We start from the raw sequence: 16,272 nt of genomic DNA on the forward strand, positions 1-16,272 counted from the left end.
GTCCTTCCTCAGTCGGTGGAGAGATCACCGGTGACGGGGCGTCGGCGCCCCGTCACCGAGTGAAGCAGAATCACTTCTGCTTGGCGATCTCTTCCTGGTTGATGTCCTCATCGCTCAGCGCCTCGGCCTGCTCGTTGCCCACCAGGGACTGAGCACCTTCGGACTGGAAGGCCTTCTTGAACTCCACGATGGCGGACTTCAGGGTGGAGACGGTGTCATCCTCGAGCTTGCCGGTGGAGGCAATGTTGGTGAGCACATCGGTACGGCGCTTCAGGTGGTCGATCCACTCGGCCTCGAACCGCTTCACATCAGCCAGTTCCACATCGTCCAGGTGACCGTTGGAGCCGGCCCAGATGGAGACGACCTGCTCCTCCACCGGGTAGGGGCTGTACTGGCCCTGCTTCAGCAGCTCGGTCTGACGCTCACCGCGGACCAGCTGGCGGCGGGTAGCCGGATCCAGGTCGGAGGCGAACATTGCGAAGGCCTGCATGTCGCGGTACTGCGCCAGGTCCAGCTTGAGGGTGCCGGAGACCTTCTTCATCGCCTTGACCTGTGCGGCACCACCCACGCGGGACACGGAGATACCCACGTCCACAGCGGGGCGCTGGTTCGCGTTGAACAGATCAGACTGCAGGAAGATCTGGCCGTCGGTGATGGAGATGACGTTGGTCGGAATGAACGCCGAGACGTCGTTGGCCTTGGTCTCGATCAGAGGCAGGCCGGTCATGGAGCCGCCGCCCATCTCGTCAGAGAGCTTGGCGCAGCGCTCCAGCAGGCGGGAGTGGAGGTAGAAGACATCGCCGGGGAACGCTTCGCGTCCCGGAGGACGACGCAGCAGCAGCGACACCGCACGGTAGGCCTCAGCCTGCTTGGAGAGGTCATCAAAGATGATGAGAACGTGCTTGCCGCCGTACATCCAGTGCTGACCGATGGCAGAACCGGTGAAGGGAGCAAGGTACTTCAGACCAGCAGGGTCAGAGGCAGGAGCGGCCACGATAGTGGTGTACTCCAGGGCACCCTTCTCAGCAAGGGTCTGACGCACGCCGGCGATGGTGGAGGCCTTCTGACCCACCGCCACGTAGATGCAGCGCACCTGCTTGTTGACGTCGCCGGAGTCCCAGTTGGCCTTCTGGTTCAGGATGGTGTCGATCGCGATGGCGGTCTTACCGGTCTGACGGTCACCAATGATGAGCTGGCGCTGGCCCCGTCCGATCGGGATCATGGCGTCAATCGCCTTGATGCCGGTCTGCAGGGGCTCCCCCACGGACTGACGCTGGGTCACGGTGGGAGCCTGCAGCTCCAGAGCACGGCGGCCTTCGGCCTTGATCTCGCCGAGGTCGTCAATGGGGGCGCCGGTGGGGTCCACAACGCGGCCCAGGAACTCATCACCCACGGGCACGGAGAGAACCTCTCCGGTGCGGGTTACTTCCTGGCCCTCTTCAATCCCGGAGAACTCGCCCAGGACAACCACACCGATCTCGCGGGTGTCCAGGTTCTGGGCGAGACCCAGAGTTCCGTCCTCGAAACGAAGCAGCTCATTCGCCATGGTCGAGGGCAGACCCTCGACGCGGGCAATTCCGTCGGCTGCCGAGATCACACGTCCGACCTCGACTCGTTCGGCGCTGCCCGGCTGGTAGGACGCGGCGAACTCGTTCAAAGCATTGCGGACGTCGTCGGCGTTGATGGTCAAATCGGCCATCTGCAGTCCCTGCTCTCCTCTATCAGTGGCCGCCAACTATGCGACCGTGCGGTTGAAAGTTTGTCTCTCCAGCTGAAGGCTAGCTGGCCAGTTTCCGGTTCAGGTCGTTCAGGCGGGCCGAGACGGTGTTGTCCACGACCTCATCAGCAACCTGAACTCGGATGCCGCCGACCACTGCGGGGTCGACGACGACGTCGAGCTTCAGCTCTCTGCCAAAGTAGCGGTTCAGGCTCGCCAAGAGGCGCTCCTGGTAGGCGGAGTCCAGCTCCTTGGCCACAGTGACCTGCGCGATCCAGCGCTGCTGGCGTGCGGCCACGGCCTGAGCGAAGCGCTCCACCAGTGCGGAGGGACGCACTCCGCGCGGAGAGGTCACCGCCCGGTCGATGAGCAGCCGTGCCCCGTCGGAGACCTGAGGGCTCAGTCGGGCAGCCAGCCTCTGCTTGGACTCGGTAGGAGCCTGAGCGTCGGTCAGTGCCCGCTGCACCTCGTGAGAGGTCAGGACGGTACGGCGGAAACGCAGCAGGGCGCCCTCCAGCTCCTCTAGGCCGCGCAGACCAGAGCGTTCAGCCTGCGCCGTCACCACAGCCACGGCCTGTGTCTCAACGGCGTCGCCGAGGTCCCGCTCCTTGCGGAACCGCTTGGAGACGATGGCCTCCAGGATTCGCGCAGTGGTCGGCTGGACCTTGCTGCCGAAGAGACTGCGCACCACGGACGCGCGCTCCTCAGGTGAGCGGGCAGGGTCCGTCAGCGAGCGGCGCAGAGCCGCCGAGCTGTCGATCACGTCCAGCGCGGCGAAGAGCTCGTCCGCGGTGGCGAGATCGGCCGTAGCCAGAACCGGCTCCAGCTCAGTAGCCAAAGCTGCGAGAGATTCGCTGGTCACCCCTGCCATTACTGAGCCGCTCCTGCCTTGTTCTGCTCGGCGTCAAGGTCAGCCAGGAAGCGGTCCACCACGCGCTGGGAGCGGGCGTCGTCCTCGAGAGCCTCGCCCACGATCTGGCCAGCCAGCTTGGTGGCCAGGGAGCCGACGTCGGCCTTCAAGGAGGCCGCCGCTGCGGCGCGCTCGGCTTCGATCTGCGCATGAGCCTGCTCGCGGATACGGGCAGCCTCTGCGGAAGCCTTCTCCTGGGCCTCGGCCACGATCTGCGCAGCCTCGGTGCGAGCCTCTTCACGGATCGACGATGCCTCAGCACGGGAATCGGCCAGGTTCTTCTCGTACTCCGACTTCAGGGCCTCGGCCTCAGCCTTGGCCTCCTCAGCCTCGTTGATGCCGCCCTCGATCGCGGCGACGCGCGCCTGATACGTGGCCTCGAACTTGGGTACGACGAACTTGATGACCACGAACAGCAGGACGAAGAAGCCGATGAAGGCAGCAGCCATCTCCCACGGGTGCGGGATCAGAGGGTTGGCGGTGTACTCGCCGTCCTCTGCCGCGTGGATCAGTGCAGTGCTGATCATGAATTCACCCATTTTCCTAATCATGAGGCGCCCGTGCGGGCGCCTTCAGGTGCTGTGGTCTGACTTAGAGGAAGATTGCGAAGACGAGTCCGAGAATCGCGAGCGCCTCGATCACGGCGAAGCCCAGGATGGCAATCGGCTGCAGCACACGCTGTGCCTCGGGCTGACGAGCCACACCGTTGATGTAGGCCATGAACACCAGGCCCACGCCCAGTGCGGAGCCGATAGCGGCGAGGCCGTAGCCGATCATGTTCACGTTACCGATGATTTCCATGTGTTCTCTTTCTTGTGAAGGTGCCGGGTTCCCGGCGCTTTCGTGCGGGTCTATTCAGTTAGAAGTCGTAAGTCTGCGCGGCGCTAGTGCGCGTCGGCCTCGATGGCGCCCTGCAGATAGATCGCAGTCAGCAGGGCGAAGACGAAGGCCTGCAGCACCATCAGCAGCAGCTCAAGGAAGTACAGCGGGACGAAGCCGATGAGCACGATGATGCCGGTGGCGTTCAGGAAGATGTTGTCCTGCTGGGTGACCAGGAACTCAGAGCCGGCGGCGGCGATCATCACGATCATGTGACCGGCCAGCATCACTGCCATCACACGCAGTGAGTGCGTCAGCGGACGCACGATGAAGTTGGAGATGATCTCTAGCGGGATCATCACCGGCATGACGTACCACGGCACGCCCGAGGGAATGGTCACCAGCTTGAAGTAGCGCAGGCCGTGCTTCTGGATACCGACGCCGATCCAGGTGAAGTACACGATTCCGGCCATGACGTAGGCGGGACCGGCGTGCGAGAAGCTCGGCATCTGAATGACGGGGATCGCACCCATCAGGTTGTTCACCAGGATGAAGGTGAAGATCGCGAAGAGGAAGGGGATCCAGGGCTTGAAGTGCTTCTCGCCGAGGATGTCGCGGCCCAGCGAGTTCCGTACGAAGGCGTAGATGGACTCGCCGATGAACTGCATGCGTGTGGGAACAAGCGACTGCCGACGAATGGCGAAGGAGAAGAAGGCCCAGATCACCACAACGGAGACAAGAAGGACCAGGCCGTTCTTTCCGAGGAAGCCCTCTCCCCACTCGACGCCCCAAGGAAGAATCTCGGGCAGGTGGGTGTCGTTGATGCTAGGGGGTTGAAACTCGCCTCCATCGGCGGCTCTCAGGGCAAGCGTAAGCAACGCTGGTCCTCTCATCGGTCGTCGACGAAGCCTCAGATGAGGTTCGTTCTGTGCGAGAAGTTAGCAAGTTAGCGCAGGATTCACACCGTGCGCGTGACGCTCACCCTATCAATTCCAAGGTGAACTAGCGCACGTTTGAGGCTGCGGAGACAACACTACTACATTCTGTAGAAGTAGCGACAATGCAGTTCCTCCTGCGGGAAGGGATCGCTGAGCTACTGGTCCTGGGCGGGCACGATACGCAGGCGCATCCTGCTGAAGACGTAGATCGAGGCCGCCTGCCAGACCACCAGCACCGCCACGGCAGCGGATCCACCCCACGCCAGGCTGAGCCAGGCCGGTACGGCGATGACGGTGAGGAACAGCCCCACTCCGATGAACTTCAGCACGAACAGCAGCATGTAGAGCGGGATGGCGAGGTCTGGGACTGTCCGTTCGGCGACGTCCACTGCCCATATTGAGGGCACATACAGTGCGATGACCAGTCCTCCCCCGACCAGCGCCGAGATCGCAGCCTCCGACCCTCCGGCTGCCCACGCCGCCGCGGTCAGCACCAGGAGCGTCGCGGTGCTGCACACAAAGGCGACCTTGAGCAGACGCCACCAGGCACCGTGCTCTGGTGCGTTCCTTCTACCGCCCATGAGCGTCCTTCCTTCTGCGTTCGGCCAGCGCTCGGCGCGCCGCCTCCCGGGTGGCCCTGCGGGCCCGTCGTCGCATCCAGGGCCCCAGCGTGAAGACCAGCGCCGGCCCGAGGGTCAGCGCCATTCCCAGGGAGACCAGCCACCAGGGCAGGAAGTTGAAGGAGACGACGCCGAAGGCAAAGAACCCAGCCCACAGGTAGAGCAGCAGCACCGCCTGCGGGTGGGAGTAGCCGGAGTCGATGAGCTTGTGGTGGAGGTGCCCGCGGTCTGGGCTGAAGGGTGAGGCACCTTTAGCCGTGCGGCGTATCACGGCGAGCATCAGGTCCAGCAGCGGCAGCAGCGTCACCGCCAGCGGAAGCAGCACCGGCATGTAGGCGGGGATGTTCCTGAAGCGGAATCCTTCCCCCAGCTGCCCGACGTCGGCCGTGACCGCGAGTGCCCCGGCAGCCATGACCAGCCCCAGCAGCATCGCGCCGGTGTCACCCATGATCACCGTGGAGGGATGGAAATTATGCGGTAGAAACCCCAGGCAGGATCCCACGAGCACGGCCATTAGCAGCGTGACCAGATTGGAGGCGTCAAACTCGTTGAGGGAGAGCGTCAGTAGATAGCTGTAGATGAAGAAGGCTGAGCCGCCCAGCGCGGCGACTCCTGCGGCCAGTCCGTCCAGGCCGTCGATGAAGTTGAAGGCGTTGATGGTCATGACCACCAGGAAGACCGTCAGACAGGCTTGGACGGCGGGCTCCCCCACTCCGAGCCATCCCACGGGCATGACCTCCAGGCGAATCCCGAACAGCACCAGGATGACGCCGCAGCCGACCTGGGCGGCCAGTTTGATGACCCAGTGGATGTCCCAGGTGTCATCGGCCATTCCTGTGATGACGATGAGCACCATGGCCAGCACGATGCCCGTCAGCGGTCTGAGGTCGCTGAACAGCCCGCTCAGGTAGGGAATCGGCGCAGCCACGGCTAAGCCGGCCAGCATGCCGAAGAAGATTGCCAGCCCGCCCCAGCGCGGCTTAATGGTGGAGTGAATGTCCCGCGACCGGATCGGGGTGTAGATCCCCAGCCGCAGAGCCAGCCGACGGACGGGCGGGGTCAGCGCATAGGTGACCAGCGCCGAGCACGTCAGCACTACGAGGAAGTAGATCATCAGGCGTTCGTGGACCCCGCGGCGTCATCGGGATCAGAGGACGACGCCGGCTGTTCGGGGGAAGCAGCCTCCTCGGACGCGCTATCCGCAACGGGCTCCTCCCCCATTCCGAGGGTCTCAGGCACCAGCGCACGGAGCTCGTGCACGGGCACCCCGCCGTCCCGAACCACCCGGGGATGCGTCCCGGTGCAGTCCACAATCGTGGAGGGCTGGGTCTGGGCGCGTTCGCCGTCGTCGAGGTACAGGGCCACCGAGTCCGCCAGCATGTCGCGGGCCGCCTGAGCGGTCGTGGCTGCGGGCATACCGGTGCGGTTCGCGCTGGAGACAGCCATGGGGCCCACCGCTGAGAGCAGCTCAAGCGCCACGTCGTCGGCGGGCATGCGCAGCGCCACCGTCCCCCGAGTCTCTCCGAGGTCCCATGCCAGCGACGGCTGGGCGCGCAGAATCAGGGTCAGCGCTCCCGGCCAGAAAGCTTCGGCGAGTGTGCGCGCATAGTCGGGGATGTCCGTGGCGAGGGCGTCCATCACCTCCAGGCGTGAGATCAGCACCGGCGGCGGCATAGTCCGATTGCGCCCCTTGGCGGCCAGCAGCACAGAGACGGCCTGCGGGGAAAAGGCATCTACCCCGATGCCGTAAACCGTGTCGGTGGGCAGCACCACGCATTCGCCGCGCCGGATGATCTCCTGGGCAGCGGCCATGGCTCGCTCGCGCTCTTCGGGGGTCCGGCAGTCGATGGTCTCACTCACGCGCTGTATTGTTTCACGTCCGCGGCTGTTTTACTGCGCGATTCGGGCGGAGGTCGCCCGGTCCCGGCCCGAGAGGTCCTGGTGAGTCGCCACATCCGTCAGCGCAGCGTTGGCCTCGCAGATGCGCTTCAGTGCCGGAGCCTGCACCTCGGCATGCTCCACGATGAACCAGCCACCCGGACGCAGCAGCTGCACCGCGGTCTCAATCACCGCCCGGGGCAGCTGAAGACCGTCCTCCCCGCCTCCGTAGAGCGCCAGCTCGGGGTCGTGTTCGCGCACCTCAATCTCGGTGGGCACCATACCGGGAGGAATATAGGGAGGATTAGAGACGACGACGTCGAACCTCATCTCTTCCTCCCCGCTGACACGAAGGCGCTGGTCTGCTGAACCCCGGTCCACGTTCTGCAGCGATGCCCGCAGGGACTCCACGTCACGGAGATCTCCGCGATGCAGATGCACGCGGGCGGAGCCGTGCGGAAGATTTTCGAAGTTCTGCTGTGCCCAAGCGGCGGCTTCAGCGGAGAGCTCCAGGGCGTGAATCTCCGCGTCGGGGAACTCGGCCGCGATCGCCGCAGCGATGGCACCGGATCCGGTGCCCAGATCGATCACCCGGGGAGCGGCGAGACCGCCGTCGGCCAGGACGCGCAGCTGCTGGAGCGTAAGCTCCACCACGGTCTCCGTCTCCGGCCGCGGAATGAAGGCTCCGGGGCCCACGCGCAGCTCAAGGGTGCGGAAGGGAGCGATTCCGGTGAGGTGCTGCAGCGGGATGCGGCGGGCTCGTTCCTCCACCAGCGCCTCATACCGGACGAGGTCGCCGTCTGAGGCCTCCACGCCCATGAGCGCTTTAACCTGCACCTCGGACCTACTGGTACCCAGGACGTGGGCGGCCAGCAGCTCGGCGTCCACCCGCGGTGAGGGGACCCCCGCCTCTGCCAGGCGCGCACCGGCCCTGCGGATCATTCCGGCAAGCTCCACGGCTCGCCCCCTCCCTCTGGTCAACCTTGTGTGGGCACTTCGTGCGTTCTCAACGGGAGAAACGCCCCTCAGAACGCACCAGCTGCCCACACAACTGGGAATCGCTCCGTGAAGACCTACTGCTCGGCCAGGGCGGCGAGGCGCTCCTGCTCATCCATCTGGATGCAGGAGGCGATCACGGGCTCGAGGTCACCGTTCATGACGGCGTCGAGGTTGTAGGCCTTGTACCCGGTGCGGTGGTCCGCGATCCGGTTCTCCGGGAAATTGTAGGTGCGGATGCGCTCGGAGCGGTCCATGGTGCGCACCTGCGACTTGCGGACCGCGGCGTTCTCGGCGTCCAGCTGCTCCTGCTGGTGGGCCAGCAGCCGCGAGCGCAGCACGCGCATGGCCGCTTCCTTGTTCTGCAGCTGCGATTTCTCGTTCTGCATAGCCACCACGATGCCGGTGGGCAGGTGGGTGATGCGCACGGCGGAGTCGGTGGTGTTCACCGACTGTCCGCCGGGACCTGAGGAACGGTAGACGTCGATCTTCAGATCGTTCTGGTTGATCTCGATCTCTTCGGGCTCATCCACCTCCGGCAGTACCAGCACCCCGGCCGCGGAGGTGTGGATGCGGCCCTGGGACTCGGTCTCGGGCACACGCTGGACCCGATGCACTCCGCCTTCGAACTTCAGGTGCGCATAGACGCCCTCAGCGGGGTCGTTGGTGTTGGCCTTGATCGCAACCTGCACATCCTTATATCCACCCAGGTCAGACGGGGTGGAGGAGATGATCTCGGTCTTCCACCCCTTGGACTCCGCGTAGCGGGTGTACATGCGCAGAAGGTCTCCGGCAAACAGTGCTGCCTCGTCGCCGCCCGCGCCGCCCTTGATCTCGAGGATCGCGTTGCGGGCATCGTTCTCGTCGCGCGGAATGAGCATCCGCAGCAGCTTCTCGGCAGCAGCCTCCAGTTCCTCCTGCAGGCGCGGAACCTCGGCGGCAAGCTCGGCGTCGTCGTCGGCGAACTCCTGGGCGGTCTCCAGATCGTCCTGCAGTCCTGTCCAGCGCTTATGTGCTTCGACCACGCCGTTGAGCTGGGCGTAGCGACGTCCCAGCTTGCGGGCCAGGGACTGGTCGGCGTGGGTCTCGGGCTCAGCGAGCCGGGCCTGAAGCTCCTTGTGCTCGGCCAGCAGGTTCTCGACCGAGTCGAACATGCGGGGATTGATCTGAGTGCTCATCCGGATGCGTCCTTAGGTGTTTCGTACGGCGGCGCAGTGTGAGGGTATTTCACCACAGAGAGGGGCCCGTCCATGGCCGGGCTGCGCCGCCGAATGAACAGTGGTTGGAACCGATACGGCAGAAGCCCGGGCCAGGAGCATGTGCTCGGCCCGGGCTTCTGGTGCGACGCTATTTGCCGTTCTCGCCGAGGGTGGTCTTGGAGATCAGCATGAGGAACTCAGCATTGGACTGGGTCTCCTTGATCTTGTTGATCAGCAGCTCCAGACCCTGCTCCTGGTCCAGCCCGGAGAGGACACGACGCAGCTTCCACATGATCTTGACCTCCTCCGGGGAGAGGAGGTTCTCCTCCCGGCGGGTGGAGGACTCGGTGACCGAGACAGCCGGGAAGATGCGCTTGTCAGCCAGGCGGCGGGACAGGCGCAGCTCCATGTTGCCGGTGCCCTTGAACTCCTCGAAGATGACTTCGTCCATCTTGGAGCCGGTCTCCACCAGGGCGGTGGCCAGGATGGTCAGGGAGCCGCCGTCCTCGATGTTGCGGGCGGCGCCGAAGAACCGCTTGGGCGGGTAGAGCGCGTTGGCGTCCACACCGCCGGAGAGAATACGGCCCGACGCCGGTGCCGCAGTGTTGTAGGCACGGCCCAGTCGCGTCATAGAGTCCAGCAGCACGACGACGTCCTTGCCTAGCTCCACCAGGCGCTTGGCGCGCTCAATGGCCAGCTCGGCCACGGTCGTGTGGTCGTCGGCGGGCCGGTCGAAGGTAGAGGCGATGACCTCGCCGTCAACCGTGCGCTGCATGTCGGTGACCTCTTCGGGTCGCTCATCCACCAGCACCATCATGAGGTGAACCTCAGGGTGGTTGGTCTTGATGGCGTTGGCCAGCGCCTGCAGGATCATCGTCTTGCCGGCCTTGGGCGGGGAGACGATGAGGCCGCGCTGGCCCTTGCCGATGGGGGAGATCAGGTCGATCACACGGGGACCGATGGCCTTGGGGTCGTTGGACTCCAGGCGCAGGCGGTCCTGGGGGTAGAGCGGGACCAGCTTGTTGAACTCGACTCGGTCGGTATTCAGGTCCGCGGGACGGCCGTTGACCTTGTCGACTTTGACCAGTGCGTTGAACTTCTGGCGCTTGTTGTTGGACTTGTCCTCGTCGCCGCGGGGTGCCTTGATGAAGCCGGTGACCACGTCGCCCTTGCGCAGGTTGTGCTTCTTGACCTGGGTCAGTGCGACATAGACGTCATTGGGGCCCGGCAGGTAGCCGGAGGTGCGGACAAAGGCGTAGTTGTCCAGCACGTCGAGGATGCCGGCGATCGGGATGAGCTGATCATCCTCGGTGACCTCGGTGTCGTCGTGCTCGGGGCCACGGTTACGTCCGCGGCGGTTGCGGTCGTTGCGGTTGCGGCGGCGGTTCCGGCGGTCATCGCGGTCGTTGCCGTCGCGTCCGCCGCGGTCACGGTCGTTGCGGTTGCGGCGTCCGCCGTCGTCGTCCTGGTCGCTCTCGTTCTGCGAGCGATCGTTCTGGGAGCGGTCATTCTGGTCTCGGTCACCGCGCTGGTCACGGTCGCCGCGGGACTCGCCCTGGTTCTGACCGTCCTGGTCACCGCGGTTGCGGTCGCGGTTGCGGCGGTGGCGGTTGTTGCCCTTGGACTGGCCGCCGTCCTGCTCGTTCTCGGCCTGCTCAGCGGAGCCGTTCTGTCCGCCGTCGTTGGCCGTGCCGGTGTTCTGTGCGGCGCCGTTCTGCTGCGCGCTGTCCTGGGCCTCAGCGGGTGCGGACTCAGCGGCGGACTCGTTCTTGGGCAGCTCGTCGGCCTTCTTGGCCTGGCGATCAGCCACGGCCCCGCCGCGCTGATGGGCGGCGATAGCCTCGACCAGCTGCGGCTTGCGCAGGCGGGAGGCTCCGGTGATGCCCAGCTGGGAGGCAAGGGCTTTGAGCTGGGCCAGCTTCAGGCCGGCCAGACCGCCGTTGGGTGCGTCGGAGGTTTTGGGTGCCTGTTCGGCGTCCTGAGCCTGGGGGGTCTCAGTGGTGGTGTCTGTCACGAAGATTCCTTATCGCGTCTACAGCGTTGAGAGAAGTTCCCCTACGTCACATCTAGCGGGGAAAGTGACACGCAGATGTGGGGCAGCTGAGCAGGTCGGCTCGCGAGAGAGCAGATCATTCAGCTCCCGGATGGGAAGAGTGCGCATTTGCGCGAAAAATCCGCGGTCATCCGATGATCTGGATGATCACCGCTGGATTGCCTCCACTGTAGCACCTGTTGTGCTCAGCGGCAGACTGCGCGGCGCAAAGGTGTCGCCGCCGGTCAGCGTGTCGGCGTAGGCGGTGATGACCTGTGATGCTCGTGCCGTGCCCTCGGAGTCGGTGAGCACAAGCACCGCGGGGCCCGCTCCGGAGATCACCGCGGCCAGGCCGGTGTCCCGCAAGGCGTCCACCAGTCCCATCGAGGCGGGGAACGCCGGACGCCGGAACTCCTGGTGAAGACTGTCTTCGGTGGCTTCGAAGAGCAGGTCCAGATCGTTGGTCAGCGCATGGACCAGTAGCCCTGCACGGGAGGAGTTCTTCGCCGCCTCCGCATGGGCCACCGTCTCCGGCAGCAGGTCGCGGGCGGCCTGCGTGGACTGGACGAAGTTGGGGATCGCGACCACCGTGCGCAGCCCGGGATGAACGCGCAGGGCCGCGGTACGGAAGATGGGCACCTTGTGGCCCCCGCTGGCTTCCCAGGAAACGGCCACTCCCCCGCGCAGTGCGGGAACGTAGTTGTCGGGGTGCCCCTCGAGCCTGGAGCCGATCTGCAGCTTGTCATCCTCGCTGAGCCCGCCGGGAATCAGCTGGTCTGCAGTGAGCACTGCGCACGCCACCGCCGCGGCAGAGGACCCCAGTCCCCGCGAGTGCGGAATGACATTCTTGGCCTGGACCCTCAGATCCGGGAGCTGGTAGCCCTTGGCACCCAGGATGCGCTCGACAACAGCGATCACCAGATGTGAGGCGTCCGAAGGCAGCGTCTCGGCACCCTCGCCTGAGACGACGACGTCGACCGCCGCCTCCCGCTGGTCCGCGCGTGGGGCGGCATCGACTGTCACTTCGTCGTACAAGGCCAGCGCCAGACCCATACTGTCGTAGCCGGGGCCGAGGTTGGCGCTGGTGGCGGGCACGCGCAGTCTGAAGCTCACCGGCTCGCTCAGCGGGGAGAGCAGCGGCTCAGCCGTCTCCCGCAGCGCCTCATGCGGCGCCAGTCCTTGGCCGAGCTGTCCCAGGTTCTGCATGCTCATTCCTTCGTCTCGCTGTGGCTGGATGCCCAGGCCGCTCTACAGTCCCAGCGCCTTGGCCACAGTCTCTACGTCCTGGGGTACCTGGGTGGGAGTCACATCCGAGCCGTCGGCATTCTTCAGCGCCCACTGCGGATCCTTGAGCCCGTGACCGGTCACGGTGATGACGAAGCGTTTGCCGCTGGGCACCTCGCCCGCGGCGTGCTTGGCGATCAACCCGGCTACCCCGGCGGCTGAGGCGGGTTCGACGAACACGCCCTCCTTGGAGGAGAGCCAGCGGTGGGCGTCCAGGATCTGCTCGTCGGTCACGGCCTCGATGACTCCGCCGGACTCATCCCGGGCGGCCTCGGCCTTCTCCCAGGAGGCGGGGTTGCCGATGCGGATGGCGGTGGCCACCGTCTCCGGCTCGGTGATGGGGTGTCCGTTGACGATGGGGGCAGCGCCCGCGGCCTGGAAGCCCCACATCACGGGCGTGGAGGAGGCCGGGCCGTCGTCGTAGTACTCCTGGTAGCCCTTCCAGTAGGCCGTGATGTTGCCGGCATTACCCACGGGAAGCAGGTGGTAGTCAGGGGCATCTCCGAGGGCGTCGACCACTTCGAAGGCCGCGGTCTTCTGACCCTCGATGCGCGCGGGGTTCACGGAGTTGACCAGGAAGACCGGGTAGTTCTCGGCGAGCTTGCGCGCGATGTCCAGGCAGCCGTCGAAGTTGCCGTCGATCTGGATGAGCTCCGCACCGTGGGCGATGGCCTGGGAGAGCTTACCCATGGCGATCTTGCCGGCGGGCACCAGGACCGCGCAGGTCAGGCCCGCCTGGGTGGCATAGGCGGCGGCGGAGGCGGAGGTGTTGCCGGTGGAGGCGCAGACCACGGCCTTGGCGCCTTCGTTGACCGCGGCCGTGATGGCCATGGTCATGCCCCGGTCCTTGAAGGAGCCGGTGGGGTTCATCCCCTCGACCTTGAGGTAGACCTCGCCCTCCACGAGCGCCGAAAGCGCCGGTGCGTGCACCAGCGGGGTGCCGCCCTCGCCGAGCGTGATGATGCGGGTGGACTCGTCCACCGGCAGGCGGTCGGCATACTCGCGGATGACACCGCGCCACTGATGAGCCATTGCGTGCTCCACTTCCCTACTGTTCGACTTCAACACGGAGGACTGAATTGACCGACTTCACCACGCCGAGGCCCTTGAGGGTGGCCACGGTGTCGTCCAGGTCCCGTTCGCGGGCCCGGTGGGTGACAATCTGCACCTGAGCACCGGCGTCGTTGTCGGTGTCGACCTCCCCGTCCACGCTGACGGAGCCGGGCTGGCGCATGGATTCGATGGAGACGTGGTGATCAGCGAGCACCCGGGCGACCTCGGCGATCACGCCTTCACGGTCGGCGACCTCCATGTCGATGTAGTACTGGGTCTCTGCCTGCTCGATCGGCAGGGCAGGCAGCTCCACCTCGGAGGAGATGGCGGGAGCCTCAGCGCTGGGCCCGCGGAGTCGGCGCGCCACGGAGACGAGGTCTCCCATGACCGCGGAGGAGGTGGGGGTGCCGCCGGCCCCCTGACCGTAGAACATCAGCTCTCCGGCGTTCTCGGCGACCACGAAGACGGCGTTGAAGGCGCCGCGCACGCTCGCCAGGGGGTGAGTGCGCGGCAGTAGCGTCGGATGCACGCGCAGGATGGCACCCTCGGCCCGTTTCTCCGCGATGGCCAGCAGCTTGATGACGTATCCGCTGGCCGCTGCGGCCTCAATGTCCTCTGCGGTGACTTCGGTGATGCCCTGGCAGTACACATCGTCGATGGTGAAGGGAGCGTGGAAGGCCAGAGTCCCCAGGATCGCGGCCTTGGCGGCAGCGTCGTGGCCCTCCACGTCTGCGGTGGGATCGGCCTCGGCGTAGCCCAGCTTCTGAGCCTCGGCCAGCGCGTCGGCGAAGGCCGCGCCGGTGGTGTCCATCTGATCGAGGATGTAGTTGGTGGTGCCGTTGACGATGCCCATGACCTTGGTGATGCGGTCACCGGAGAGGGACTCCTCAATGGGCCGCAGGATGGGGATGGCCCCGGCCACGGCGGCTTCGTAGCGCAGCACCGCTCCGGTCTCGGCGGCGATGGCCTGCAGCTCTGCCCCGCGGGAGGCCAGCAGCGCCTTATTGCCGGTGACCACGGCGGCTCCCCGGCCCAGCGCGCGCTCGATGAGTGAGCCGGCCGTTTCCATACCGCCGATGAGCTCGACGACGAGGTCGGCCTGATCGACCAGAGCCTCGGCATCGGTGGTCAGCAGCTCCCCGGGGATCTTCCAGTCACGCGGAGTCTCGGGGTCGCGCACCGCGACGCCGATCAGCTTGACGGGAGTGCCCACTCGCGCAGAGATGAGCTCGCGCTCCTCCACCAGGGTCCGTGCGACCTGGGCTCCGACGTTGCCGGCTCCCAGCAGGCCGATGGTGAAGACATTCGCATCCGTTGCCGCGGGCATGGTCTCCTCGTACGTGTTGGTGAAGCGGGCGTCTCAGGCGGGGTTGAAGCCGGTGTCGCGGCTGAGCATCTGGTCCTCGGTCTCGCGCCGGATGAGCACCTGGGAGGTGCCGTCCTTCACCGCAACGACGGCCGGTCGGGTCAGATAGTTATAGTTGCTCGCTAGCGAGTGGCAGTAGGCCCCGGTGGCCGGGACGGCGAGGATGTCTCCGGCCGCCACAGCCGACGGCAAGTATACGTTTCGGACAACGATGTCTCCGGATTCGCAGTGTTTGCCCACAATCCGAGACAGCGTGTGCTCTCCGGTGACTCGCCGAGAGGCCAGTACTGCCGAGTAGTCGGCGTCGTAGAGCACCGGCCGGGCGTTGTCACCCATGCCGCCGTCGACCGCAATGTAACGGCGCGTGAGGTCGCCCTCGACGACGACGTCCTTCTGCACTCCGGCCGTGTAGAGCGTGATACCGGCGGGCCCGGCAATGGCACGGCCGGGTTCGATGCTGATGCGCGGCACGGCGAGCCCGTGCTCGGCACAGGCGGCTTTCACGGTGGCCGCCAGCGCCTGAGCAATCTGCTGCGGGTGCCGCGGCGCATCGGCCTCCGTGTAGGCGATGCCGTGTCCCCCGCCCAGATCCAGTTCAGCCAGGGTGACGCCGAGTCCCGCCTGGATGCGTTCGAGGAAGGCGATCAGCTTGGTGGCCGCCAGCTCGAACCCAGTAGGCTCGAAGATCTGGGAGCCAATGTGGCAGTGCAGACCCTTCAGCTCCACGCCCTCCGAAGCTAGCGCCCTCTCCACTGCCGTCCACGCCGGGGAGCCCAGATAGGGATTGGCATCCTCGGCCTGGAAACCAGGGACCGGGGTCAGGGACAGTCCGAACTTCTGGTCCTCATGGGCGGTGGCGATGTATTCGTGGGTCGAGGCGTGTACGCCGGGGGTCAGCCGCAGCATCACGGGCGCAATGACTCCCAGGGCGGTCGCAATCCGAGAGATGCGCTCAATCTCATCCAGGGAATCAGCGATGATGCGTCCCACGCCGGCCTCCAGGGCACGGGTGATCTCGGCGTCTGACTTGTTGTTGCCGTGCAGGCCGATGCGCGAGGGCGGGACTCCCCCGGCCAGGGCGATCGCGAGCTCACCGCCGCTGGCGGTGTCCACGCACAATCCCTCCTCAGCGGCCCAGGCGGCCACATGGGTGGAGAGAAAGGCTTTGCCGGCGTAGTACACATCAACCTCAGCCTCGGGAGCGAAGGCCTGCGCGAAGCTGTCGCGGAAGGCTGCCGCCCGGGCGCGGAAGTCTGACTCGGAGATGACGTACAGCGGGGTCCCGTGCTTCTGGGCAAGTTCAGTGACGGACATGCCCCCGATGCTCAGTTCGCCGCGGTCGTTGCGCAGCGCGTCGGAGGGGAAGAGCTTCTCCTCCAGGTCGTCGGTGTTCTCACGTGCGCTGAGCCATTCGGGGGCCAGCGAGTGGGGCGTGGTCATGGGGTGCTCCTGCCTCGCTT

The 16,272-nt window shown here is 65.9% G+C and carries 15 protein-coding genes; all 15 read right to left on the reverse strand.

Annotated features, from left to right (window positions below):
- Window positions 1-70: 70 nt before the first annotated feature.
- Window positions 71-1,699, reverse strand: a complete 1,629-nt coding sequence (gene atpA, locus RH857_RS04895; protein WP_310536850.1) for a F0F1 ATP synthase subunit alpha — start codon at window positions 1,697-1,699, stop codon at window positions 71-73.
- A 79-nt stretch (window positions 1,700-1,778) separates the two neighbouring features.
- The gene (locus tag RH857_RS04900; protein WP_310536851.1) at window positions 1,779-2,588 is read right to left on the reverse strand and encodes a F0F1 ATP synthase subunit delta; all 810 of its coding nucleotides are present in this window, start codon (window positions 2,586-2,588) and stop codon (window positions 1,779-1,781) included.
- Window positions 2,588-3,154, reverse strand: coding sequence for a F0F1 ATP synthase subunit B (locus tag RH857_RS04905; RefSeq protein ID WP_310536852.1), 567 nt, complete (start codon window positions 3,152-3,154; stop codon window positions 2,588-2,590). Before RH857_RS04905 ends, RH857_RS04900 begins: the two co-directional genes overlap by 1 nt.
- A 64-nt stretch (window positions 3,155-3,218) precedes the next feature.
- The gene (locus RH857_RS04910) at window positions 3,219-3,428 is read right to left on the reverse strand and encodes an ATP synthase F0 subunit c (protein ID WP_022872799.1); all 210 of its coding nucleotides are present in this window, start codon (window positions 3,426-3,428) and stop codon (window positions 3,219-3,221) included.
- An 83-nt stretch (window positions 3,429-3,511) separates the two neighbouring features.
- Window positions 3,512-4,324, reverse strand: coding sequence for a F0F1 ATP synthase subunit A (gene atpB / locus RH857_RS04915; protein ID WP_310536853.1), 813 nt, complete (start codon window positions 4,322-4,324; stop codon window positions 3,512-3,514).
- Window positions 4,325-4,539: 215 nt separating this feature from the next.
- Window positions 4,540-4,965 carry a hypothetical protein gene (locus RH857_RS04920; protein ID WP_310536854.1) on the reverse strand — a complete coding sequence of 142 codons (426 nt, stop codon included), beginning with the start codon at window positions 4,963-4,965 and terminating at the stop codon, window positions 4,540-4,542.
- Complete coding sequence (locus RH857_RS04925; protein WP_310536855.1) at window positions 4,955-6,118, reverse strand: MraY family glycosyltransferase; 1,164 nt, start codon at window positions 6,116-6,118, stop codon at window positions 4,955-4,957. The genes RH857_RS04920 and RH857_RS04925 overlap by 11 nt, the downstream gene beginning before the upstream one ends.
- The gene (locus tag RH857_RS04930; RefSeq protein ID WP_310536856.1) at window positions 6,118-6,864 is read right to left on the reverse strand and encodes an L-threonylcarbamoyladenylate synthase; all 747 of its coding nucleotides are present in this window, start codon (window positions 6,862-6,864) and stop codon (window positions 6,118-6,120) included. Before RH857_RS04930 ends, RH857_RS04925 begins: the two co-directional genes overlap by 1 nt.
- A gap of 30 nt (window positions 6,865-6,894) precedes the next feature.
- On the reverse strand, window positions 6,895-7,824 hold the full coding sequence (prmC, locus tag RH857_RS04935) for a peptide chain release factor N(5)-glutamine methyltransferase (protein ID WP_374761121.1): 930 nt from the start codon (window positions 7,822-7,824) through the stop codon (window positions 6,895-6,897).
- A gap of 131 nt (window positions 7,825-7,955) precedes the next feature.
- Window positions 7,956-9,032 (reverse strand): peptide chain release factor 1, encoded by a 1,077-nt coding sequence (gene prfA / locus RH857_RS04940; protein WP_310536904.1) that lies wholly within the window; start codon window positions 9,030-9,032, stop codon window positions 7,956-7,958.
- A 193-nt stretch (window positions 9,033-9,225) separates the two neighbouring features.
- Complete coding sequence (gene rho, locus RH857_RS04945) at window positions 9,226-11,091, reverse strand: transcription termination factor Rho (RefSeq protein ID WP_310536858.1); 1,866 nt, start codon at window positions 11,089-11,091, stop codon at window positions 9,226-9,228.
- A 186-nt stretch (window positions 11,092-11,277) separates the two neighbouring features.
- Entirely contained in the window at window positions 11,278-12,315 is a 1,038-nt protein-coding gene (thrB, locus tag RH857_RS04950) for a homoserine kinase (protein ID WP_310536859.1), read from the reverse strand.
- Window positions 12,316-12,357: 42 nt separating this feature from the next.
- Complete coding sequence (gene thrC / locus RH857_RS04955; RefSeq protein ID WP_310536860.1) at window positions 12,358-13,425, reverse strand: threonine synthase; 1,068 nt, start codon at window positions 13,423-13,425, stop codon at window positions 12,358-12,360.
- Window positions 13,426-13,441: 16 nt separating this feature from the next.
- The gene (locus RH857_RS04960; RefSeq protein WP_310536861.1) at window positions 13,442-14,773 is read right to left on the reverse strand and encodes a homoserine dehydrogenase; all 1,332 of its coding nucleotides are present in this window, start codon (window positions 14,771-14,773) and stop codon (window positions 13,442-13,444) included.
- A gap of 33 nt (window positions 14,774-14,806) precedes the next feature.
- Window positions 14,807-16,252 carry a diaminopimelate decarboxylase gene (gene lysA, locus RH857_RS04965; protein WP_310536862.1) on the reverse strand — a complete coding sequence of 482 codons (1,446 nt, stop codon included), beginning with the start codon at window positions 16,250-16,252 and terminating at the stop codon, window positions 14,807-14,809.
- Window positions 16,253-16,272 lie beyond the last annotated feature (20 nt).

Origin of the sequence: Nesterenkonia flava (genome assembly GCF_031432335.1) — a bacterium.
GTDB classification, from domain to species: domain Bacteria; phylum Actinomycetota; class Actinomycetes; order Actinomycetales; family Micrococcaceae; genus Nesterenkonia; species Nesterenkonia flava.